A 20,035-nucleotide genomic window follows, 5' to 3' on the forward strand; every position below is an offset into this window, starting at 1 on the left:
ATAGCGTCAACCTACGCCATCACAGGGGGCGGGAAATGCGCAATGCATTTCTTCGAGTGGCGGGCCGACGAATGTCGCCCGCCCGCAGCCCTTCCGGTCAGCCGGCTTAGACGCCCGCACCGCCTTTTACTGGCGCTCGCCGCCACCCTGCTCCGCGGCATGCTGGGCACGCTCACGGGCTTCCAGCGCCGCCCGGCCCTGGGCCAGATGCGAGTTGACCGTCGCCAGCCTGTGCCGCCATTCGCGCGAGATCTGCCAGTCCGCCAGGCGCATCAGCTCGCCCGCTGACGCCGCCAGCTTGACCAGGCCCAGGTTGCTGGCCACGCCCTTCAATGCGTGGGCATGCTCGCGCAGGTGCTCGCCCTCGCCTTTTTCCATCGCATGCGCCATGGCACCGATGCAGCCATCGGCGTCGTTGAGGCATTGCGCGATGAATTCGCGCTCGAATGCTTCACCCATGCCCAGCGCGGTCAGCTCGTCCAGCACGCTGACATCCAGCACGCCATCGGAAACCGAAATCTCGCCGCGCGCCGGCGAGGCGTTGGCGGCGCCCGCCATGGCCTTGCCGTTGGTGGCGATATCGGCCAGCGCGTCCAGCAGCCGCGTCGCAACGACGGGCTTGGCGAGGAAGGCGCGTGCGCCGGCCTGCTCGCAACGCTGGATGGATTCCGGGGTGACGTCGGCGCTGAGGATCAGCACCGGTGTGCGGCTGCCGCTGCCGGCTTCCATCACCCGCAGCTGCTTCAGCAGATCGAGGCCACTGAGGCCCGGCATGTGCAGGTCGCAGATCACCGCGTCATAAGCCGCCGATTCCAGTGCATTGAGCACGTCTTCGCCGCCGTTGACGCAGGTGATGCGATGGCCGGCCTTCTGCAGCAGGCGCTGTACGACCATGCGGTTCGCTTCGTGATCGTCGGCCACCAGGATCTGCATGGCGCGCACGCGGGCGCGGTGGCGCAGGAAAGGATCGGAGAACGCGATGATGTTCTCGGCGCCTGCCTGCTCGGATTCGTCCAGCCAGTTGGCATGTCCTTCCACCGCAGGCACATGGACGCGTTCGGGCACGGCTTCGAAAGGCAGTTCCACCCAGAAGCAGCTGCCACGCTGTTCGTTGCTTTCGAAGCCGATGGTGCCGCCCATGGCTTCGGTCAGGCCCTTGGCAATCGTGGTGCCCAGGCCGGTGCCGCCATAGCGGCGCGACAGGCTGCCGTCGGCCTGTTCGAACGCTTCGAACAGGCGCTCGCGCAGGGCGACCGGAATGCCGATGCCGGTATCGGTGACGGTGAAGCGCAGGCGGATGTGCCCGCCTTCGACCAGGGTGGGCGTGACCGCAAGACGCACTTCGCCCTCATCGGTGAACTTGACCGCATTGCCGGCCAGGTTCAGCAGCACCTGGCGCAGGTGTCCGGCGTCGCCTCGCAGCCTGGTGGGAATGGAGGCGTCCACGTGGCCTTCGTAACGCACCTGCTTGCCGCGCGCCTGCGGCAGCAGGATCAGGCCGATGCTTTCGACCAGCTCGCGCGTGGAGAATTCGACGATGTTGAGCTTGAGCTTGCCGGCCTCGATCGCCGAGATGTCCAGCACGTCTTCCACCAGGCCCAGCAACGTGCGCGTGGACGCCTGGATGGTCGACAGGCATTCGCGCTGCTCGCTGTCCAGCCGGGTGGTGGCCAGCAGTTCCGACATGCCCGCCAGGCCGTTCAAGGGCGTGCGGAACTCATGGCTCATGTTGGCCAGGAAACGGCTCTTGGCCTCGTTGGCACGGCGCGATTCCTCGTTGGCGCGGGTCAACTCGCGCAGCAGGCCCGACAGGTACATCGGCACGGCGATCAGGCCCACCCACAGGCCCAGGCCCAGGCTGAGGTTCTGCTGCCAGTACGGGTTCAACGCGATGACGGTGCCGAAGCTGAGGCACGCCGACACCACGGCCCCCACCAGATACTTGTTGCCGTAGCGGAGACCATTGCCGACGGTCACCCACATCAGGATGACGTACAGCCACGCCAACGGCTCGCCTTTCAGCACCATCGCGATGGTCATCAGGCCATAGTCGGTGACCATGCCGATGATGCGCCGGGTGTGCGACTTGCCGGGGGAAAGCAGGATGCCGATGAACAGCGCCAAGCCGACGCCTGCGCCCACGCCGCTCATCAGCGCGGACCAGCGGTAGACGTCCGGCGGCAGGCTGCCGTAGGCGGCCGCCACCATCATGTAGACGATGACACCGGTGAAGATGATGACGCGGATGGCCGTCTGGCCATGCTCGCTGTCAGGGCGGTTGGCCAGGCGGCTGCGGATCCAGGAAACCAGGTTGGATTGCATGGCTCACTCCATCCCTGGACGGCTTTGCACCGTCGAGTAGCGTTGGCAGATGTCGTCCAGCCGCGCCCGCCCCCGGATCAGCGCGTCGACACATGCGGGATCGAACAGGCGACCACGCTGGGCATACAGGTAGGCCAGGGCGGCGTCCTTCTCCCAGGCCTTCTTGTACGGGCGTGGCGAAATCAACGCATCGAACACATCCGCAACGGCCACTATCCTCGCTTCCAACGGGATTTCCTCGCCCACGAGGCCATCGGGGTAGCCGCTGCCGTCGTAGCGTTCGTGGTGGCGCAGGGCGATCAGCGCGCCCGTCTGGATGAAGCGGTTCTGGCTGCCGGACAGCAGCTGGTGGCCGATCTTGGGGTGGCGGCGCATCACGTCGGTCTCTTCCGCGGTCAGCGGCCCCGCCTTCATCAGCACCGAATCGGGAATGGCGATCTTGCCCATGTCGTGCAGCGGGGCGGCCAGCTCGATGGCACGCACCTCGTCCTCGGGCAGGCCCAGCTGCTCGGCGATCAGGCCGGCCACGTGCGCCATGCGCTCCAGGTAGGCACTGGTGCCGCTGTCGCGGTACTCGATGGCCCGTGCCAGCCGCGACAGCGTCTCGCGTTCGCGCTCCTCCACCTCGTGCATGCTGGACAGCAACCGCTGCTCCAGCGACAACGCACGCTGTTTGACGTTCTCGGACTGCTGGCGCAACTGCAGCAGGTTGCGGCAACGCGCGCGCAGCTCGCGCGGACGGACCGGCTTGACCAGGAAATCGATGACGCCAGCTTCCAGCGCGGCCTGCCGGATGGGCTCGTCGCCGACCACGGTGATCAGGATGATGGCGATGTCGCGATGCATCGGCAGCCGGCGGAAACGGCGGGCGAATTCCAGCCCGTCCATGCCCGGCATGCGGTAGTCCAGCAGCAGCAGGTCGGTGCGGTTCTTCTCGCACCATTCCAGGGCCGCCAGCGGATCGCCGAAATCATGGACGCTCAGTTCGGACGCGATGTCCTCGATGACATGGCGCAGCATCGTGCGCGCGGACGTCTGATCGTCGACGATGACGATATTCAATGCAGATCCAACCCCTTGGGGCCACATCAAGTGGCTGTCGGGCAAGGATACTCCGGCGACGGCGGGACTGGCATCTAACATGTCGGTAGGCCTGTTCGATGACACGGGCCGATGATGAACCGGCCAGGTACACGAGGGAAACCGATCCGAATCCGGGAGCCCCCTCCCCTGACTTCTATCGGCCTGGCGGGCGGAATATTGACCGCCCGTCTAGGAGTGTCTCGCAGGAAGCATGCCAGCCCGCGCGTGCAATGGCGTGACGAGGGAAAACGAGATCTTCATCACGTATTTCAATGGCTTGCCGCATGCCTTCTTGGCAGCCTCCGGCGGACCAGGGCGCATTGTGGGCCGAAGCGCCCCCCAGCGTCACCTGCGGCGAAGCGGCCATTGCCGTGCCGCGTCACTCTTTTGACGCAGCGGGCGGCCGATCAGCCCTGGTTTTCCGGCCGCATGTACGGGAACAGCAGGACATCACGGATGGAATCCGAGCCGGTCATCATCATCACCAGGCGGTCGATGCCGATGCCCAAGCCCCCCGTGGGCGGCAGGCCCACTTCGAGCGCACGGATGTAGTCCTCATCGAAATGCATGGCTTCATCATCGCCGCCTTCCTTCGCCTGCACCTGCGCCATGAACCGCGCAGCCTGGTCTTCCGGGTCGTTCAGCTCGGAGAAGCCGTTGGCGATCTCCTTGCCGTTGATGAACAGCTCGAAGCGGTCGGTGTAGCCCGGCTGGTCGTCGTTGGCGCGCGCCAGCGGCGACACTTCCACCGGGTGATCGGTGATGAAAGTGGGCTGCACCAGGGTGTGCTCCACCGTCTTCTCGAATATCTCGAGCAGCAGCCTGCCCCAGCCATAGGAAGGCTTGACGTGGATCTTCAGGCGTTCGCAATGGCGCACCAGCGCGTCGCGGTCGGTGCAGTCGCTGGCGGTGATTTCCGGGTTGTGGTGGCGTACGGCTTCGTCCATGCGCCAGCGACGGAACGCCGGCTCCAGGTCGATGGCCTGCCCTTCCCATTCCACGCTGCCGGTGCCCAGCACTTCGTGGGCCACATCGCGGATGACGCCTTCGGTGAGGTCCATGATCTCGGTGTACGTGGCGTAGGCCTCGTACAGCTCCAGCATGGTGAACTCCGGATTGTGGCGGGTGCTGACGCCTTCGTTGCGGAAGTTGCGGTTGATTTCGTAGACGCGCTCCAGGCCGCCCACGACCAGGCGCTTCAGGTACAGCTCCGGCGCCACGCGCAGGTACAGATCGAGGTCCAGCGCGTTGTGATGGGTCGTGAACGGCTTGGCGGCGGCGCCACCGGGGATGTAGTGCATCATCGGCGTCTCCACTTCCAGGAAGCGGCGTGCATCCAGCCATTCCCGGATCGCGCGGATGATGCGCGAACGCTTGATGAAGACGTCGCGCGCTTCCGGCGTGACGATCAGGTCCACGTAACGCTGGCGGTAGCGCTGCTCCACGTCCGACAGGCCATGCCACTTGTCCGGCAGCGGTCGCAGCGACTTGGTCAGCAGGCGCAGCGACTCCGCCTTCACCGACAGTTCGCCGGTACGGGTGCGGGTCAGGCCGCCTTCGACCCCGACGATGTCGCCGATGTCCCAGCCCTTGAAGGCCTCGTAGGTGTCTCCGAGCGTGTTCGACTGCAGGAACAACTGGATGCGGCCGGTCTCGTCCTGGATCTGCACGAAGCTGGCCTTGCCCATCACCCGCTTGGCCATCAGGCGGCCCGCCAGCTTGACCGTGCGCGCAGTGCCCTCCAGCGATTCCGCCGACCAGAGATCCTGGTCTGCGTACTGCGCGTGCAGGTCGCCGGCGTAATCGCTGCGACGGAAATCGTTCGGGAACGCGATGCCCTGCCCGCGCAGTGCCGTCAGTTTCGCGCGACGCTCGGCGATGAGGCTGTTCTCGTCGACGGGAATCTGCGGCGCGGGAGTCTGGTCGGTCATGGCGGAGGTTGTCTGCTGGCTGTTGGCGCCGGGCGTGCCCGGCTTGGAGGGGATGAAGCGGAGGAGCGGGCCCCGCTCTAGCTGGGTCAGGCGTCGATGCGTTTGGAGCCGGCTTCCAGGCCGGACTTCAGGCTGGCCTCGACGAACTCGTCCAGGTCGCCGTCCAGCACCTTCTGCGTATCCGTGCGTTCGATGCCGGTGCGCAGGTCCTTGATGCGGCTCTGGTCCAGCACGTAGTTGCGGATCTGGCTGCCCCAGCCGATGTCGGACTTGGTGGCTTCCACCGCATCGCGCTCGGCATTGCGCTTCTGGATCTCCAGTTCGTACAGCTTGGCGGCCAGCATCTTCATCGCGTTGTCGCGGTTCTGGTGCTGGCTGCGGCCGGTCTGGCACGCCACCACGATGCCGGTCGGCACGTGGGTGATGCGCACGGCCGACTCGGTCTTGTTGACGTGCTGGCCGCCGGCGCCGGAGGACCGGTACACGTCGGTCTTCAGGTCGGCCGGATTGATGTCGATGTCGATGTTGTCGTCGACTTCAGGCGACACGAACACCGAGGTGAAGCTGGTGTGGCGGCGATTGTCGGAGTCGAACGGCGACTTGCGCACCAGGCGGTGCACGCCGGTTTCAGTCTTCAGCCAGCCGTAGGCGAAATCGCCTTCCACGCGCAACGTGGCGGACTTGATGCCGGCCACGTCGCCGCCGCTGGCTTCCATCAGCTCGGTCTTCCAGCCGCGCGACTCGCACCAGCGCAGGTACATGCGCAGCAGGATTTCGGCCCAGTCCTGGGCCTCGGTGCCACCGGCGCCGGCCTGGATGTCGACGAACGCATTCGAGCTGTCCATCTTGCCGGAGAACATGCGCTGGAACTCCAGCTTGTCCACATGCGTGGCATAGCGCTCGACGTCGGCCACCACGGCATGCGCGGTGTCCTCGTCGTCCTCGCTTTCGGCCAGCTCCAGCAGTTCTTCCGCACCGACCAGGCCTTCGTCGATCGAGCGGATGCCGTTGACGGTCTTGTCCAGCAGCGAACGCTCGCGGCCCAGGGCCTGCGCGGTTTCGGGGTTGTTCCAGATATCGGGGCTTTCCAGCTCCCGGTTCACTTCTTCCAGACGCTCACGCTTGGCGTCGTAGTCAAAGATACCCCCGGAGCGAAGCCAACCGTTCCTGCAGGTCGGCGATGCGCTGGCGGATGGGATTCAGTTCAATCATGGTGCGGCGCGTGTGGGGTTGAGTCGGCCGGAAAGGATACCAGAGCGCCGTCGGGACGGGATTTCCGCCCGCGCGGCCCGTGCCTGGACCGGTTGCGGAACAGGACTTGCAACGCGAACCAGGCCACACCGACCGCGTAGGAACCGGCATGCCCCCCGTCCCCTCCCTGCCCCGCCTGCTGTGCTTCCCGCTGCTGTTTGCCAGCCTGTGGGGCTTGCCTTCGGCGTGGGCCTCGACGCCCGTCCAAGCGGCCACCTCAGTGCATGCGGACACCATCGCCCGCTGCCTGAAGCTGCGGCGCGACCAGCCCAGGACGGCGGTCGCGCTGGCCGAATCCCTGCTGGCGACGCCAGGGCTGCCGGTCGAGGACGAACTGAAGACGCTCAGCTGCCTTGGCATCGCGGCAGGCCTGCTGGGCGACGATGCGCGCGCGACCGCAGCCGCGGCGCGCATGGAGCAGCAGGTCCAGGCACATCCCGCGCTGGCGCCCGATTTCACGCTGCGCGCGTATTCCCAGGCCGGCTCCGTCTACCAGGGCGCCGGACAGATCCATCGGGCCGAGGCGGCCTATCTGCAGGCGTACCGGATTTCCCAGCAGCTGGATGAGCGCGAGGCCGCCCTGATCCAGGCCGCCACCCTGACCAACATCGGACTGATCCACGCCGACTATCTGGATTCGCCGGAGGTCGCCGACAGCTATTACCGGAAAGCCTTGGCCGCCGCCCGCTCGGTGCAGCTGGAAGACCCGCTGATCCTCCACAACCATGCGCTGAACCTGGTGAAGCTGGGTCGCGATACGGAAGCCCTGTCCGTCATCGACGAAGGCGAGGCCATGGCGAGACGCAAGGATGCCGTCGCGGTCACGCAGCGCCTCCGTGCCGAACGCGCCGGCCTCTGGATCCGCCAGGGGCGCCTGGAAGAAGCGCGCGCGTTGCTGGGCCAGGTCATCCACGAACAACGCCGCGACGCGGACCAGCCCGGGCTTGCCGGCTCGCTCGCCAAGCGCTCAACGCTCGAACGACTGGCTGGCGAACCCAACCGCGCCCTGGCAACGGCCGAAGAAGCCTGGCAACTGGTGGAAGGAACCGCGCAGCCGCAGAAACAGCGCGAGGTGCTGCTGGCCTGGATCGGTGCGCACGCGGCGCTCGGACAGGCCGAGAAAGCCTTGCAGGTGGGCGCCCGCCTGCAGACGCTGGACATGGAAGCCCTGAAACAGCAGCGACTCGACCTGCTCGCCGATCTGCAGGCACGCAGCGAGAGCGCCAATGCCCAGCGCGAAGTGCAGCGCCTGCAGCACGAAGCCCAGATCCGCTCTCTCAACGACGACCGGTCGCGGCTGCTGCGTCGCGCGGGCATGGGCGCGTTGGCCTTGCTGGTGGTGGCGGGGCTGGCGTTCGGGCTGATGCAGCGGCGCAGGAACCGGCAGCTGCGCGCGGTCAGCGCGACGGATCCGTTGACCGGCCTGCTGAACCGGCGTGCGGCGACGCGCGCCCTCCAGGCGATGTCGTCGCAACGCCCGAGCCCCGGCACGCGGCACACGGTGTTCCTGATCGACATCGACCATTTCAAACGGGTCAACGACACCTTTGGCCACCACGCGGGCGACGCGGTGCTGGTCGAACTGGCCCTTGCCCTGAGAGATGCCTGCCGGCCGGGTGACGTGGTCTCCCGCTGGGGCGGCGAGGAATTCCTGGTGGGCTGCACCGATCTTCCTGCCGCACAGGCCTGTGCCATCGCCGCGCGACTGCAGCAGACCCTGGGCGCCAGCCGCGAACTGGCGCCGGGGCAGTCATGGACCCTGAGCGTTTCGCTGGGCTTTGCGCCCTTCCCCTTCTTCGAAGATGCCGACCCCAGCTGGGACTATGCATTGCGCATGGCCGACCGCGCGCTGTATGCCGCCAAGGATCATCGCGATGCGTGGGCCGGATTGTGGGGCCGCCGCCTGCCGCGCGAGGTCGCGCCATCGGACGTGCTGGAGCAGCCTGAACCCCATGTCCGCAACGGCATCATCGAACTGCTGGCCAGCTACCCCATGGACCATCTTCACGCGCATCCGGCCCAGGCCGCCTAGGCGACTTCGGCGCCGGTGCGCACGCGCAGGTCCTGCCGGTAGCGGCGACTGCAGGGGAGCACGGTGCCGTCACGCAGGTGTACGCGTGCGTCCCCGGTGTCCAACGGCTCGATCGACGCGACGTGATCCAGCGACACCAGGTAGCTGCGATGGATGCGCGCGAACCTGCGCGGATCCAGCCGCGCCTGTATGCCGGCGATGGTGCTGCGCAACGGATAATCGTGGGCACGTACCCGCAGATTGACGTAGTTACCCGAGGCCTGCATCCATTCGATGTCCTGCGCGGCCACCAGGAATTCACGCCCCAGCTTGCGCACCAGGAACCGTTCCGGCCGGTCGACCGGCTCCACCGGCGGACCTTCGTCGGGCACGTCGAGCAGGCTGGCCTCGCCCTGCCAGCGGCGCAGCAGGAAGCGGTAGCCTTCCATCGTCACCACGATCGACGCGAAGCTGCGCACGTCCTTGAGATACTCGTAGAGCAGCTCGCGTGGCCACGGGCCGAACTCGTACTGCATGCCCTGCCAGCGGTAGACCAGCATGCGCAGCGCCACCATGCCCAGCACGTGGACGATGCAGACCACCAGGCTGGCCACCACGTAGCCCGCAAGGTCGCGCCGCCAATGGTCCCAGTGGAACGGGAACCGGCGCGTGTACCAGGCGATGGCGGGGATCAGCACCAGCAGCCACATCACCGCGCTGCTGCCTTCCCAGACCACCGGCTCCCAGCCCTGGATCGTCGAATCGCCACGCCGTATCTCGATGAGCGTGGTGAGGCTGTTGCCCGCCCAGTTCGTCCCCAGCAGCAGCACCCAGAAGCCGACTTCGACCCAGCGCTTCCATGGCAGGTAGCGTTCGTAGGGCGTGGGAAGCGGGCTGCGGGTGGATGAGTTCATTGCCGCATTCTACGATCTGCCTGCATTCCGGCTGCTGCGGTTCGTCCCTGCCATCCGCCATCCGTCCCTGCCGGCATGCGGAACATCACCCCGCAGTGGCGCGGGACCGCGGACGCCGCGAAGCTGCACCCAACGCCTCCTCCTGGACCCCTCATGCAACGCCGCCACGACCTTGATGCGATCCGCGTCGCCGCCTTCGCCCTGCTGGTGCTGTACCACGTGGGCATGTATTACGTGAGCTGGGACTGGCATGTGAAGAGCGCCAGCGCCGGTCCGGCGCTCGAGCCCTTCATGCTGCTGAGCAGTCCGTGGCGGTTGGCGCTGTTGTTCCTGGTCTCGGGCGCGGCCACGGCCTTCCTGCTGGAGAAAGCCCCGGGCGGCTTTCTTAAAAGTCGGTCGTGGCGCCTGCTGGTGCCGCTGGTGTTCGGCATGCTGGTGATCGTGCCGCCGCAGTCGTATTACGAAGTGCTGGATTCGCGCATCCCCGGTGGTTACCACGACGGCTATCTGGCGTTCTGGGGCCGCTACCTGGCCGGGGACGGCAGTTTCTGCGACGACGACGGTTGCCTGGAGGTCCCCACCTGGAACCACCTGTGGTTCGTCGCCTACCTGTGGGTATACACCGTCGTGGCCTGGGCCATCGGCCGGTCCGCACCGGCCGCGCTCGCCCGCATGCGCACCCGGCTGGGAGGCTGGCTGTCGGGCAGTGCGGCGCTGTGGGCACCCATCGTCCTGCTGGCCGTCGTGCGCGTGGCGCTGGTGGGCCGTTTCGAATCCACCCACGCCCTGGTCGACGACTGGTACAACCACGCGCAGTACTTCAGCGTGTTCGCGCTGGGCTTCCTGCTCGCGCGCGCAGAGGCGTTCTGGGAAGCACTGCAGCGGCTGCGTTGGGTTTCGCTGGTGCTGGCGACGGCCAGCTATGCGTTCATCGTCTGGCATTTCTACGGGTCCGGCTATGGCGAAGACCTGCCGCCGCCGGACGCATTGCGTACGCTGCAGCGCGTGGTATGGGCGACCAACCAGTGGGGCGTCATCGCCTCGATCTGCGGATTCGCCTACCGGTTCCGCCATGCCGACAGCAAAGCGTTGCGCTATCTGGTGCCGGCGGTATTCCCGGTCTACATCCTGCACCAGACGGTCATCGTGATGGCGGCCTACCAGCTGAAGCCCCTGGGGATCCCGGCGCTGCTGGAAGGCCCGCTGCTGGTCGCCCTGACCTTCGGTGCATGCTTCGGGGGCTACGCAATCATCCGCCGGGTGCGCTGGCTGCGCCCCTTGTTCGGCCTGAAAGCGCGCGAAGACCGGCCCACTGCTTCACGCCAGACCTCCGCCGGCATGGCCGCTGACGAACGCTGACAACCCACCCCGGATCAGGCGGGATCGGCCGCCTGCCAGTGCCGCAGCACCAGCTGGATGCCGCGGCGGTCCTGCCAGTCGTTGGTGTCCAACTGATAGGCCGCATGGATGCGCGGCGGCGGCGGCTGGTCGTTCCAGCCGCTGAAATGGATGGCGCTGAGGGGCTGTGGCCGACCGGCGGCACGCAGCGAGAGTTTCAGGTGGCGCTCGCCGACGACGCGCCAGTCCAGCACATCGAACACGCCATCGAACAGCGGCTCGGGAAAGCCCTGCCCCCACGGTCCCGCGCTGCGCAGCGCGTCGGCATGCGCGCGATCCAGTTCGTGCGCCTGCAGTTCGCCGTCGCTCGACAGCTCGGCCTGCAGCAGCGAATCGTCCAGCATCGCCGCCGCCTGCCGGTGGAAGGCATCACGGAACGCGGACAGCCCGCTCTCCTCCAGGGTGAGGCCTGCGGCCATCGCGTGGCCACCGAACTTTTCCATCAGTCCCGGGTGCGCGGCATCGATCGCCGCCAGCGCGTCGCGGATATGGAAGCCCGGAATGGACCGGGCCGAGCCGCGCAAGGTGGTGCTGCCCGGTTCGGCGGGCGCGAAGGCGATCACCGGACGATGCAGGCGCTCCTTCATCTTGGAGGCGACCAGTCCGACCACGCCCGGATGCCACTCCGCATCGAACAGGCAGGGCGCCAGCGGCGGCTGTCCGTCCGGTGAGGCGTCGACACGCGCCAACGCCACCTGCGCTTCGTCCGTCATCTGCTGCTGCACGCCGCGACGTTCGGCATTGATGCCGTCGAGTACCCGTGCGATCTCTTCCGCCTGCGTGGCGTCGTCGCACAACAGGCATTCGATGCCGAGTGCCATGTCCTCCAGGCGGCCGGCGGCATTCAGGCGGGGCGCGATGGCAAAGCCGATGTCGGTGGCCGTCAACTGCGCGGCCTCGCGCCCGGAGACACGGATCAGCGCCTGCAGGCCCGCACTGCCCTGTCCCGCGCGAAGGCGGCGAAGGCCCGCGCCCACCAGCGCACGGTTGTTGGTGTCCAGCGGCACCAGGTCGGCGACGGTACCCACGGCCACCAGGTCCAGCAGCGCGGAAAGATCGGGCTCGGCACCGGTGAACGCGCCGCGTTCGCGCAGGACGCGCCGCAGCGCCAGCAACACGTAGAACATCACGCCGACGCCGGCCAGCATCTTGCTGGGGAACGGATCACCCCGCAGGTTCGGATTGACGATGGCGTCGGCGAGCGGCAACACCTCGCCCGGAAGATGGTGGTCGGTGACCAGCACCTGCCAGCCTCGCGCTTTCGCCGCACCGATGCCCTTGTGGCAGGCGATGCCGTGGTCCACGGTGACCAGCAGGTCGGGCTTCAATGCCGCCAGTTCGTCCACCAGCGCCGGCGACAGGCCGTAGCCGTGCACCATGCGGTTGGGCACCGCCGGCGAAACCCGACGTGCGCCCAGCAGGCGCAGGCCACGCACGCCCAGCGCACAGGCGGTGGCGCCGTCGCAGTCGAAATCGCCGACGATGACGATGTGGCGGTCGTGCGCGATGGCATCGGCCAGCAACGCGGTGGCGGCATCGAGGCCGCCGAGCGAATCCGGCGACAGCAGTTGCGCCAGGCGTGGCTGTGCCTGGTCGGGGCTCAATGCACCCCGCGCTTCATAGATGCGCCGCAGCAGCGGTGGGACGGCGTCCGGCCATTGCCCTTCGGCCTCGACCGCGCGCCGGCGGATCCGCGGCGCAGGCGTCATGCCGGCACGTGGTCCGGCCGCAGGGTATCCAGGCGCGGCATGGACCGCCGCCAGAAGCGCCAGCGCTGCTCGCGTTTCAGCAGGAACTGCGCGCCATCTTCGAAGTCCAGCGTCAGGGCATCCAGCTCGCGCTGCGCCAGGGCGGCCAGCAACGGTCGCAGCGCATCCTGGCAGAACCGGTCGAGGTTGCGCAGATGGCGCAGGTCGATCAGCGCATCCACACCGCCCTCGCCATTGGCGTGCCCGGCATCCACGCCGGCCGCCTGGGCAAGCGCGCGCAGCAGCACGTCGTTGCCCTTCACCTGGCGGAAGCCCGTGCGCACGAAATCCGGCAACGCACCGCCGCCCCAGAACCACAGCGAGTTCACGGGCGGCTTGCCCTGCGCCACGCGCTGTGCGTTCCATGGGTGGTTATGCAGCGTCACCTGCGCCTCGCTGAGCAGGGCGCGCCAGCGACGGCCCGCCTCTCCGGCGGGCAGGTGTGCGAACAGGTCATCCCCCAGCACGTCATCTACCGGCACGAAGGCAGGCAATGGCGTGCCGGGTGGCAGGCGCAGGTACCAGCGCGATGGCTGGGGCGCATCCAGCAGCATGCCGGCATCGCCGAACAAGGGCTTCAGCGCCGGCAGGAGCCGCGTGGCATCTTCCTCGGTGATGCCCAAGGCATCGCCATGCGCCAGCATCCGCGCACCGCTCATGTCGGGCGAGATGCGGCAGGGATCGGCACGCAGCCAGGTGGCACCGGCGGCGTCGCCGGCATCGAGCTGCCGCGTGAGCGCCGCCACCGGCCAATGGTCAGGCGTCAGCTGGAACTGCCTACGCAGCTGCGCCAGCTCGCCCGCTTCCACCGCGCTGCGGTCGGCACGGCCAAGCGCACGTGCCACGTCAGGCGCAAGCACCTGCCCGACCAGTCGGGTACGGGCAGGCAGCAGCAGCGTAGCCAGCGCCATGGAGGTCAGTCGGCGTAGGAGACGCTGACGATTTCGTACTCGCGCTGGCCGGCCGGCGCATCGATGGTGACCGAGTCGCCCTCGTGCTTGCCGATCAACGCGCGGGCCAGCGGCGAGGAGATCGCGATCAGGCCCAGCTTGATGTCCGCCTCCAGGTCGCCGACGACCTGGTAACGCTTCTCCTCGTCGGTATCCACGTCGGCCAGCACCACCTTGGCACCGAACACGATGCGCGTGCCCGCATTGAGCTTGGTGACGTCGATGATCTCAGAGTGCGACAGTTCGCCTTCCAGCTGCTTGATGCGGCCTTCGATGAAGCCCTGCTGCTCGCGGGCGGCGTGGTACTCGGCGTTTTCCTTCAGGTCACCGTGCGCGCGTGCCTCGGCGATGGCGGTGATCACTTCCGGCCGCTTCACCGTCTTCAGCAGATCCAGTTCCTGGCGCAGGCGCTGCGCGCCCTGCATGGTCAATGGGGCTCTCACCCTTGAAGCTCCTTGTGCAGTTCCTGCAACGCCAGCACCGGGCCCGTGCCGCGGTATTCCAGCGAATGCACCAGCGCCTTGGCGCCGGCTACGGTCGTTGAGTACGTGACGCGGTGCTGCAAGGCCTCGCGCCGGATCGAGAAGGAGTCGGCAATCGCCTGGCGCCCTTCCGTCGTGTTGACGATATACACGATTTCGCCGTTCTTGATCAGGTCGACCACGTGCGGGCGACCCTCCAGCACCTTGTTGATCTGCTCGCAGGCCAGGCCATGCTCGCGGAACCACGCGGCGGTACCGGCGGTGGCGACGATGGAATAACCGCGCTCGACCAGCTGCTGCGCCACGGGCAGCACGCGTTTCTTGTCCGGATCGCGCACCGAGATGAACACCTTGCCCACGGGCGGCGCCTTGATGCCGCCGGCTTCCTGCGCGCGCGCCATGGCCGCGCCGAAACTGCGGCCCACGCCCATCACTTCACCGGTGGAACGCATCTCCGGCCCCAGGATCGGGTCCACGCCCTGGAACTTGGCGAACGGGAAGATGGCTTCCTTCACCGAATAGTAGTCCGGCACGATTTCCTTCAGTGGGCCCTGCGCGGCCAGCGGCTTGCCGGCCATGCAGCGGGCCGCGATCTTCGCCAGCGGCATGCCGGTGGCCTTGGACACGAACGGCACCGTGCGCGAAGCACGCGGATTCACTTCCAGCAGGAAGATGGTGTCGTCGCCATCGTCGTTGGACTGGATGGCGAACTGGGTGTTCATCAGGCCCACCACGTTCAGTGCCTTGGCCAGCTCCACCACCTGGCGGCGCAGCTCGGCCTGCGTCTTCGCGGACAGCGAGTACGGCGGCAGCGAGCACGAGGAGTCGCCGGAGTGCACGCCCGCCTCCTCGATGTGCTCCATCACGCCACCGATCAGCACCTCGCCGGTGGTGTCGGCAATGATGTCCACGTCGACTTCCACCGCGTTGTCGAGGAAGCGGTCCAGCAGCACCGGCGAATCGTTGGACACCTTGACCGCATCACGCACGTAGCGCGCCAGGTCCGATTCGCCGTAGACGATTTCCATCGCCCGGCCACCGAGCACGTACGACGGACGCACGACCAGCGGATAGCCGATCTCGCGTGCCAGCGCCAGCGCCTCGTCGGCGTTGCGCGCGGTGCGGTTCGGCGGCTGCTTCAGGCCCAGCTTCTCGACCAGCTGCTGGAAGCGCTCGCGGTCTTCGGCCAGGTCGATGGAGTCCGGCGACGTGCCGATGATCGGCACGCCGTTGGCCTCCAGCGCCTGCGCCAGCTTCAGCGGGGTCTGGCCGCCGTACTGCACGATGACGCCCTTGGGCTGTTCCAGCTCGACGATGGCCAGCACGTCTTCCAGCGTCAGCGGTTCGAAGTAGAGGCGGTCGGAGGTGTCGTAGTCGGTGGAGACGGTTTCCGGGTTGCAGTTGACCATGATGGTCTCGAACCCGTCCTCGCGCAGCGCCAGCGCTGCGTGCACGCAGCAGTAGTCGAACTCGATGCCCTGGCCGATGCGGTTGGGGCCACCGCCGAGGATCATGATCTTGTCGCGCCCGGTCGGCTCGGCCTCGCACTCGTCCTCGTAGGTCGAATACAGGTAGGCCGTGCCGGTGGCGAACTCCGCCGCGCACGAGTCCACGCGCTTGTAGACCGGCTTCACGCCCAGCGCCTTGCGCAGCACGCGCACGGCGGCTTCGTCGGTGCCGGCCAGCTGCGCCATGCGCGCGTCGGAGAAGCCCATGCGCTTCAGGCGGCGCATGCGCGCCTTGTCGAGCGAGCCCAGGCCATCGGCGGCGAGCTGCTTCTCGTCGGCGATGATTTCTTCCATCTGGTCCAGGAACCACGGGTCGATGAACGACAGCGCGTGGACCTGCTCGACGGTCATGCCGGCGCGGAACGCATCGGCCACGTAGAACAGGCGCTCCGGGCCCGGCGCCTTAAGCTCGCGGCGCAGCGTGGTCAGGTCGTCCTCGCTCTTCAGGTCCAGGCCGGTGGGGTCCAGGCCGACCTTGCCGGTCTCGAGACCGCGAAGGGCCTTCTGCAGGGATTCCTGGAAGGTGCGGCCCATCGCCATCACCTCGCCCACCGACTTCATCTGCGTGGTCAGGCGCGCGTCGGCCTGCGGGAACTTCTCGAACGCGAAGCGCGGGATCTTGGTGACCACGTAGTCGATGCTGGGCTCGAACGACGCCGGCGTCTTGCCGCCGGTGATCTCGTTCTTCAGCTCATCCAGCGTGTAGCCGACGGCCAGCTTGGCGGCGACCTTGGCGATCGGGAAGCCGGTGGCCTTGGAAGCCAGTGCGGACGAACGCGACACGCGCGGGTTCATTTCGATGACGACGACGCGACCGGTTTGCGCATTGATGCCGAACTGCACGTTCGAGCCGCCGGTATCCACGCCGATCTTGCGCAGCACGGCGATGGAAGCGTCGCGCAGGCGCTGGTATTCCTTGTCGGTCAGGGTCTGCGCCGGCGCCACGGTGATCGAGTCGCCGGTGTGCACGCCCATCGGGTCCAGGTTCTCGATGGAGCAGACGATGATGCAGTTGTCCGCGGTGTCGCGGACCACTTCCATCTCGAATTCCTTCCAGCCCAGCACCGACTCTTCCACCAGCACTTCGGTGGTCGGCGACAGTTCCAGGCCACGGGTGACGATGTCGATCAGCTCTTCGCGGTTGTACGCGATGCCGCCACCGCTGCCTCCCAGCGTGAAGCTGGGGCGGATGATGGTGGGATAGCCGACGCGGGTCTGGATGTCGAGCGCTTCTTCCAGCGTGTGGGCGACGGCGGCCTTCGGGCATTCCAGGCCGATCTCGGCCATGGCCACGCGGAACAGTTCGCGGTCTTCGGCCATGCGGATGGCGTCACGCGAGGCGCCGATCAGCTCGACGCCGTACTTTTCCAGCACGCCGTGGTCCGCCAGGTCCAGCGCGCAGTTCAGCGCCGTCTGTCCGCCCATCGTCGGCAGCAGTGCGTCGGGCTTTTCCTTGGCGATGATCTTCTCGACCGTCTGCCAGTTGATCGGCTCGATGTAGACGGCGTCGGCCATCTCCGGGTCGGTCATGATGGTGGCCGGGTTGCTGTTGACCAGCACCACGCGGTAACCCTCTTCCCGCAGTGCCTTGCATGCCTGCGCACCGGAGTAGTCGAACTCGCAGGCCTGGCCGATGACGATCGGGCCTGCGCCGATGATCAGGATGGTTTGGATGTCGGTACGTTTGGGCATGCTGTCCTCGATCTGTTGCTTGGCCGTCGCGCGCCCCGGGCGGCGCGACGGCGGGTAAGGCGTGTTCCGGCCGGTGGCCGGTGCTCGGCCACGTTATTCGGCGATACCGCACCTGGCCATGGCGCCGACCATGAAGGTCTCGAGTTCGGCGTCGGCCATCTTCAATGCCGGGAAGTCGCGTTCCAGCACCTTTGCGGCCGGCGTGGCCATGAACGTCATCATGTCGCCCATCTCTTCGGCATTCATGTCGCCCAGCGCGGCCTCCGGCGTGGGCGCCGGCTTGCCGTCCATGCTGGCCTGCACACCCGCCTGCACGAACGACATCAGCTTTCGCCCGCCCGCGGTGTCGGCGAATGCCAGCCATTCGCTGGCGGTCTGCTCGTCGCCGAACAGGTCCTTGAACGCGTCGGACATCTGCCCGGCCATCATCGGCGTCATCTCGCCAAGCAGGCACGCGCGCTGCGTGGCCTTCATCGCCACGAAGACCGGCTGCTCGCCGAACTGGTCGGTGATCACCTTCTCGATGGCGCCTTCGAAGCCCATCATCCGCTGCAGGCGCACCACCTGGTCATCGGTGGGCACCGCGGCGGCGGCCGGCAAGGCCACCATCGCCAGCACACCGGCCAGCAGCCAGGGACGCAGGTTCATCGCGCGGCTTCCATCGACTGCACGAAACGGTCGAACAGCGGCGAGACGTCGTGCGGACCCGGCGATGCTTCCGGATGGCCCTGGAAGGAGAATGCCGGCGCATCGGTCAGTTCGATGCCCTGGTTGGTGCCGTCGAACAGCGAGCGGTGGATCACGCGCACGTTGGCAGGCAGGCTGCCCTCGTCGACGGCGAAGCCATGGTTCTGCGACGTGATCATGACCCGGCCGCTGTCGAGGTCCTGCACGGGGTGGTTCGCGCCGTGGTGGCCGTGGCCCATCTTCATGGTCTTCGCGCCGGCGGCAAGCGCCAGCAGCTGGTGGCCCAGGCAGATGCCGAACGTGGGGATCTTCTTCGCCACGAACTCGCGGATCGCGCCGATGGCGTAGTCGCAGGGCTCCGGATCGCCCGGGCCGTTGGACAGGAACACGCCGTCCGGTTTCAGCGCCAGCACCTCGGCCGCGGGCGTCTGCGCCGGCACCACGGTGACGTCGCAGCCGCGTTCGGCCAGCATCCGCAGGATGTTGTGCTTCACGCCGAAGTCATAGGCCACGACCTTGAACCTGGCCTCGGCCTGCACGGGCGCGCCGGTGTCCAGGTCGATCTGGCCGTCGCGCCACGGGTAGGCCTTGTCGGTACTGACCACCTTGGCCAGGTCCATGCCCTTCAGGCCGGGGAACTTGCGTGCGGCTTCCAGCGCCTTTTCCACGTCCAGGCCGTCGCCGGCCATCAGGGCGCCGTTCTGGGCGCCGCGGTCGCGCAGGATGCGGGTCAGCTTGCGGGTGTCGATGCCGGCAATGGCGACGATGCCACGCGTCTGCAGCCACTCGGGCAGCGCCTGCTGGTTGCGCCAGTTGCTGGGGCGACGCGGCACGTCGCGTACGATCAGGCCGGCGCACCACACCTGGCCGGCTTCGTCGTCCTGGTCGGTGCAACCGGTGTTGCCGATATGGGGATAGGTCAGAGTGACCATCTGGCGGGCGTAGGACGGGTCGGTCAGGATTTCCTGGTAACCGGTCATCGCGGTGTTGAACACCACTTCGCCGACCGACAGGCCATCTGCGCCTACGGATTCGCCCTCGAATACGGTGCCGTCTTCGAGTACGAGGATTGCGGGTCGAGTCACGGGGTTCGCCTTGGGGTGGAGGAACCCTGCCCCTCCATCTTGCGGCTGCAAGAAACCGCGAACTCGGTATTTCTCCGGTCCGGGGCGGTGGGTAACAGGCGAGCGAGAATTGTACGGGGACGGCCTGTTCAGCGCCACCGTTTTTTGCAGCCCACGCGCCGATTCAGGCAGAAACCGCACAGCGACGGCGGCCGTCGTTCAGGATTCCGACCAACGGTGGGCGCAGCGCGGCAACGCGGAAACGCCCGTCAATCCAGCAGGTCGCGCACCCGGTAACTGCCCGGCGCGCGGCCGGCCAAGCGACGCGCGGCATGCAGCGCGCCGCGGGCGAAGATGTCCCGGTGGGTGGCGCGGTGGGTCAGCTCGATCCGCTCGCCCATGCCGGTGAACTGCACGGTGTGCTCGCCGACGATGTCGCCGGCACGCAGGCTGGCGTAGTGCACGTCGGCACCCGCGCTGCCGGCGGCCTGGCCGAGCGTCAATGCGGTGCCTGATGGGGCGTCCTTCTTGTGGATGTGGTGCGACTCGACCACGTCCACGTCCCACCCCTGCAAGGCGGCCGCGGCCCGTTCCACCAGGTCGGCCAAGACCGCCACGCCCAGGCTGAAGTTGCTCGCCCACACCAGCGGGATGCGCGACGCCGCGAGTTCAAGCGCCTGCTGCTGGACTGCGGAAATGCCCGTGGTACCCGACACCAGCGGCACGCCTCGCTCCACGCACAGGGCGAGGATGGGGTCGAAACCTTCAGGCAGGCTGAAATCGATCGCCACGTCGAAGACCGGCGCGCCGGACAGCTCGCTGGCGGCGAAATGCGGCACGCCTTCCACCACGCGCTGCGCAGGCGAGCGGCGTGTCACGGCGGCCACGACCTGGAGGCTTTCCGGTTGTCCGGCTGCCAGGCGGAGCAGCGACTGGCCCATGCGGCCGGAAGCACCATGGATGAGGAGGCGTGTGGGCGGAGTGTTCATGCCGG

General features: G+C 67.4%; 14 protein-coding genes. 2 read left to right on the top strand and 12 right to left on the bottom strand.

Translation table 11 applies throughout. The features are described 5' to 3' along the window. Window positions 1–126: 126 nt before the first annotated feature. From OVA13_RS04840 to prfB, 4 genes are all read right to left on the bottom strand, one after another. Complete coding sequence (locus OVA13_RS04840; protein ID WP_267792670.1) at window positions 127–2,322, bottom strand: ATP-binding protein; 2,196 nt, start codon at window positions 2,320–2,322, stop codon at window positions 127–129. Window positions 2,323–2,325: 3 nt separating this feature from the next. After that, on the bottom strand, window positions 2,326–3,411 hold the full coding sequence (locus tag OVA13_RS04845; RefSeq protein ID WP_267793631.1) for a cyclic di-GMP phosphodiesterase response regulator RpfG: 1,086 nt from the start codon (window positions 3,409–3,411) through the stop codon (window positions 2,326–2,328). A gap of 401 nt (window positions 3,412–3,812) precedes the next feature. Then, complete coding sequence (lysS, locus tag OVA13_RS04850; RefSeq protein ID WP_267792671.1) at window positions 3,813–5,336, bottom strand: lysine--tRNA ligase; 1,524 nt, start codon at window positions 5,334–5,336, stop codon at window positions 3,813–3,815. 86 nt (window positions 5,337–5,422) lie between these two features. Then, window positions 5,423–6,548 (bottom strand): peptide chain release factor 2 gene (gene prfB, locus OVA13_RS04855; RefSeq protein WP_267792672.1). Its coding sequence is split into 2 segments (ribosomal slippage): window positions 5,423–6,472 and window positions 6,474–6,548, totalling 1,125 coding nucleotides; the frame shifts between segments, so codons are not numbered across the junction. Window positions 6,549–6,696: 148 nt separating this feature from the next. Between prfB and OVA13_RS04860 the strand changes: the two genes are divergently transcribed. Then, window positions 6,697–8,619 carry a tetratricopeptide repeat-containing diguanylate cyclase gene (locus OVA13_RS04860; protein ID WP_267792673.1) on the top strand — a complete coding sequence of 641 codons (1,923 nt, stop codon included), beginning with the start codon at window positions 6,697–6,699 and terminating at the stop codon, window positions 8,617–8,619. Here the strand turns inward: OVA13_RS04860 and OVA13_RS04865 are convergent. After that, complete coding sequence (locus OVA13_RS04865; protein WP_267792674.1) at window positions 8,616–9,512, bottom strand: LytTR family DNA-binding domain-containing protein; 897 nt, start codon at window positions 9,510–9,512, stop codon at window positions 8,616–8,618. The genes OVA13_RS04860 and OVA13_RS04865 overlap by 4 nt on opposite strands. A 153-nt stretch (window positions 9,513–9,665) precedes the next feature. On the opposite strand from OVA13_RS04865, the gene OVA13_RS04870 reads away from it, so the two are divergent. Continuing rightward, on the top strand, window positions 9,666–10,871 hold the full coding sequence (locus OVA13_RS04870) for an acyltransferase family protein (protein ID WP_267792675.1): 1,206 nt from the start codon (window positions 9,666–9,668) through the stop codon (window positions 10,869–10,871). A 14-nt stretch (window positions 10,872–10,885) separates the two neighbouring features. On the opposite strand, the gene recJ is transcribed toward OVA13_RS04870, so the two are convergent. The 7 genes from recJ to dapB all read right to left on the bottom strand — a co-directional run bounded on the left by recJ (window position 10,886) and on the right by dapB (window position 20,030). Then, complete coding sequence (gene recJ / locus OVA13_RS04875) at window positions 10,886–12,619, bottom strand: single-stranded-DNA-specific exonuclease RecJ (RefSeq protein WP_267792676.1); 1,734 nt, start codon at window positions 12,617–12,619, stop codon at window positions 10,886–10,888. Then, the gene (locus tag OVA13_RS04880; RefSeq protein ID WP_267792677.1) at window positions 12,616–13,569 is read right to left on the bottom strand and encodes a phosphoglycerate mutase; all 954 of its coding nucleotides are present in this window, start codon (window positions 13,567–13,569) and stop codon (window positions 12,616–12,618) included. The genes recJ and OVA13_RS04880 overlap by 4 nt, the downstream gene beginning before the upstream one ends. Window positions 13,570–13,574: 5 nt before the next feature. Continuing rightward, entirely contained in the window at window positions 13,575–14,039 is a 465-nt protein-coding gene (greA, locus tag OVA13_RS04885; protein WP_267793632.1) for a transcription elongation factor GreA, read from the bottom strand. Between the two features lie 8 nt (window positions 14,040–14,047). Further along, entirely contained in the window at window positions 14,048–17,290 is a 3,243-nt protein-coding gene (carB, locus tag OVA13_RS04890; RefSeq protein WP_267792678.1) for a carbamoyl-phosphate synthase large subunit, read from the bottom strand. Window positions 17,291–17,383: 93 nt separating this feature from the next. Continuing rightward, entirely contained in the window at window positions 17,384–17,938 is a 555-nt protein-coding gene (locus tag OVA13_RS04895) for a hypothetical protein (RefSeq protein ID WP_267792679.1), read from the bottom strand. After that, entirely contained in the window at window positions 17,935–19,062 is a 1,128-nt protein-coding gene (gene carA / locus OVA13_RS04900) for a glutamine-hydrolyzing carbamoyl-phosphate synthase small subunit (RefSeq protein WP_267792680.1), read from the bottom strand. The genes OVA13_RS04895 and carA overlap by 4 nt, the downstream gene beginning before the upstream one ends. A 248-nt stretch (window positions 19,063–19,310) precedes the next feature. Then, complete coding sequence (gene dapB / locus OVA13_RS04905) at window positions 19,311–20,030, bottom strand: 4-hydroxy-tetrahydrodipicolinate reductase (RefSeq protein ID WP_267792681.1); 720 nt, start codon at window positions 20,028–20,030, stop codon at window positions 19,311–19,313. Window positions 20,031–20,035 lie beyond the last annotated feature (5 nt).

This window comes from Pseudoxanthomonas sp. SL93 (genome assembly GCF_026625825.1).
Lineage (GTDB): Bacteria > Pseudomonadota > Gammaproteobacteria > Xanthomonadales > Xanthomonadaceae > Pseudoxanthomonas_A.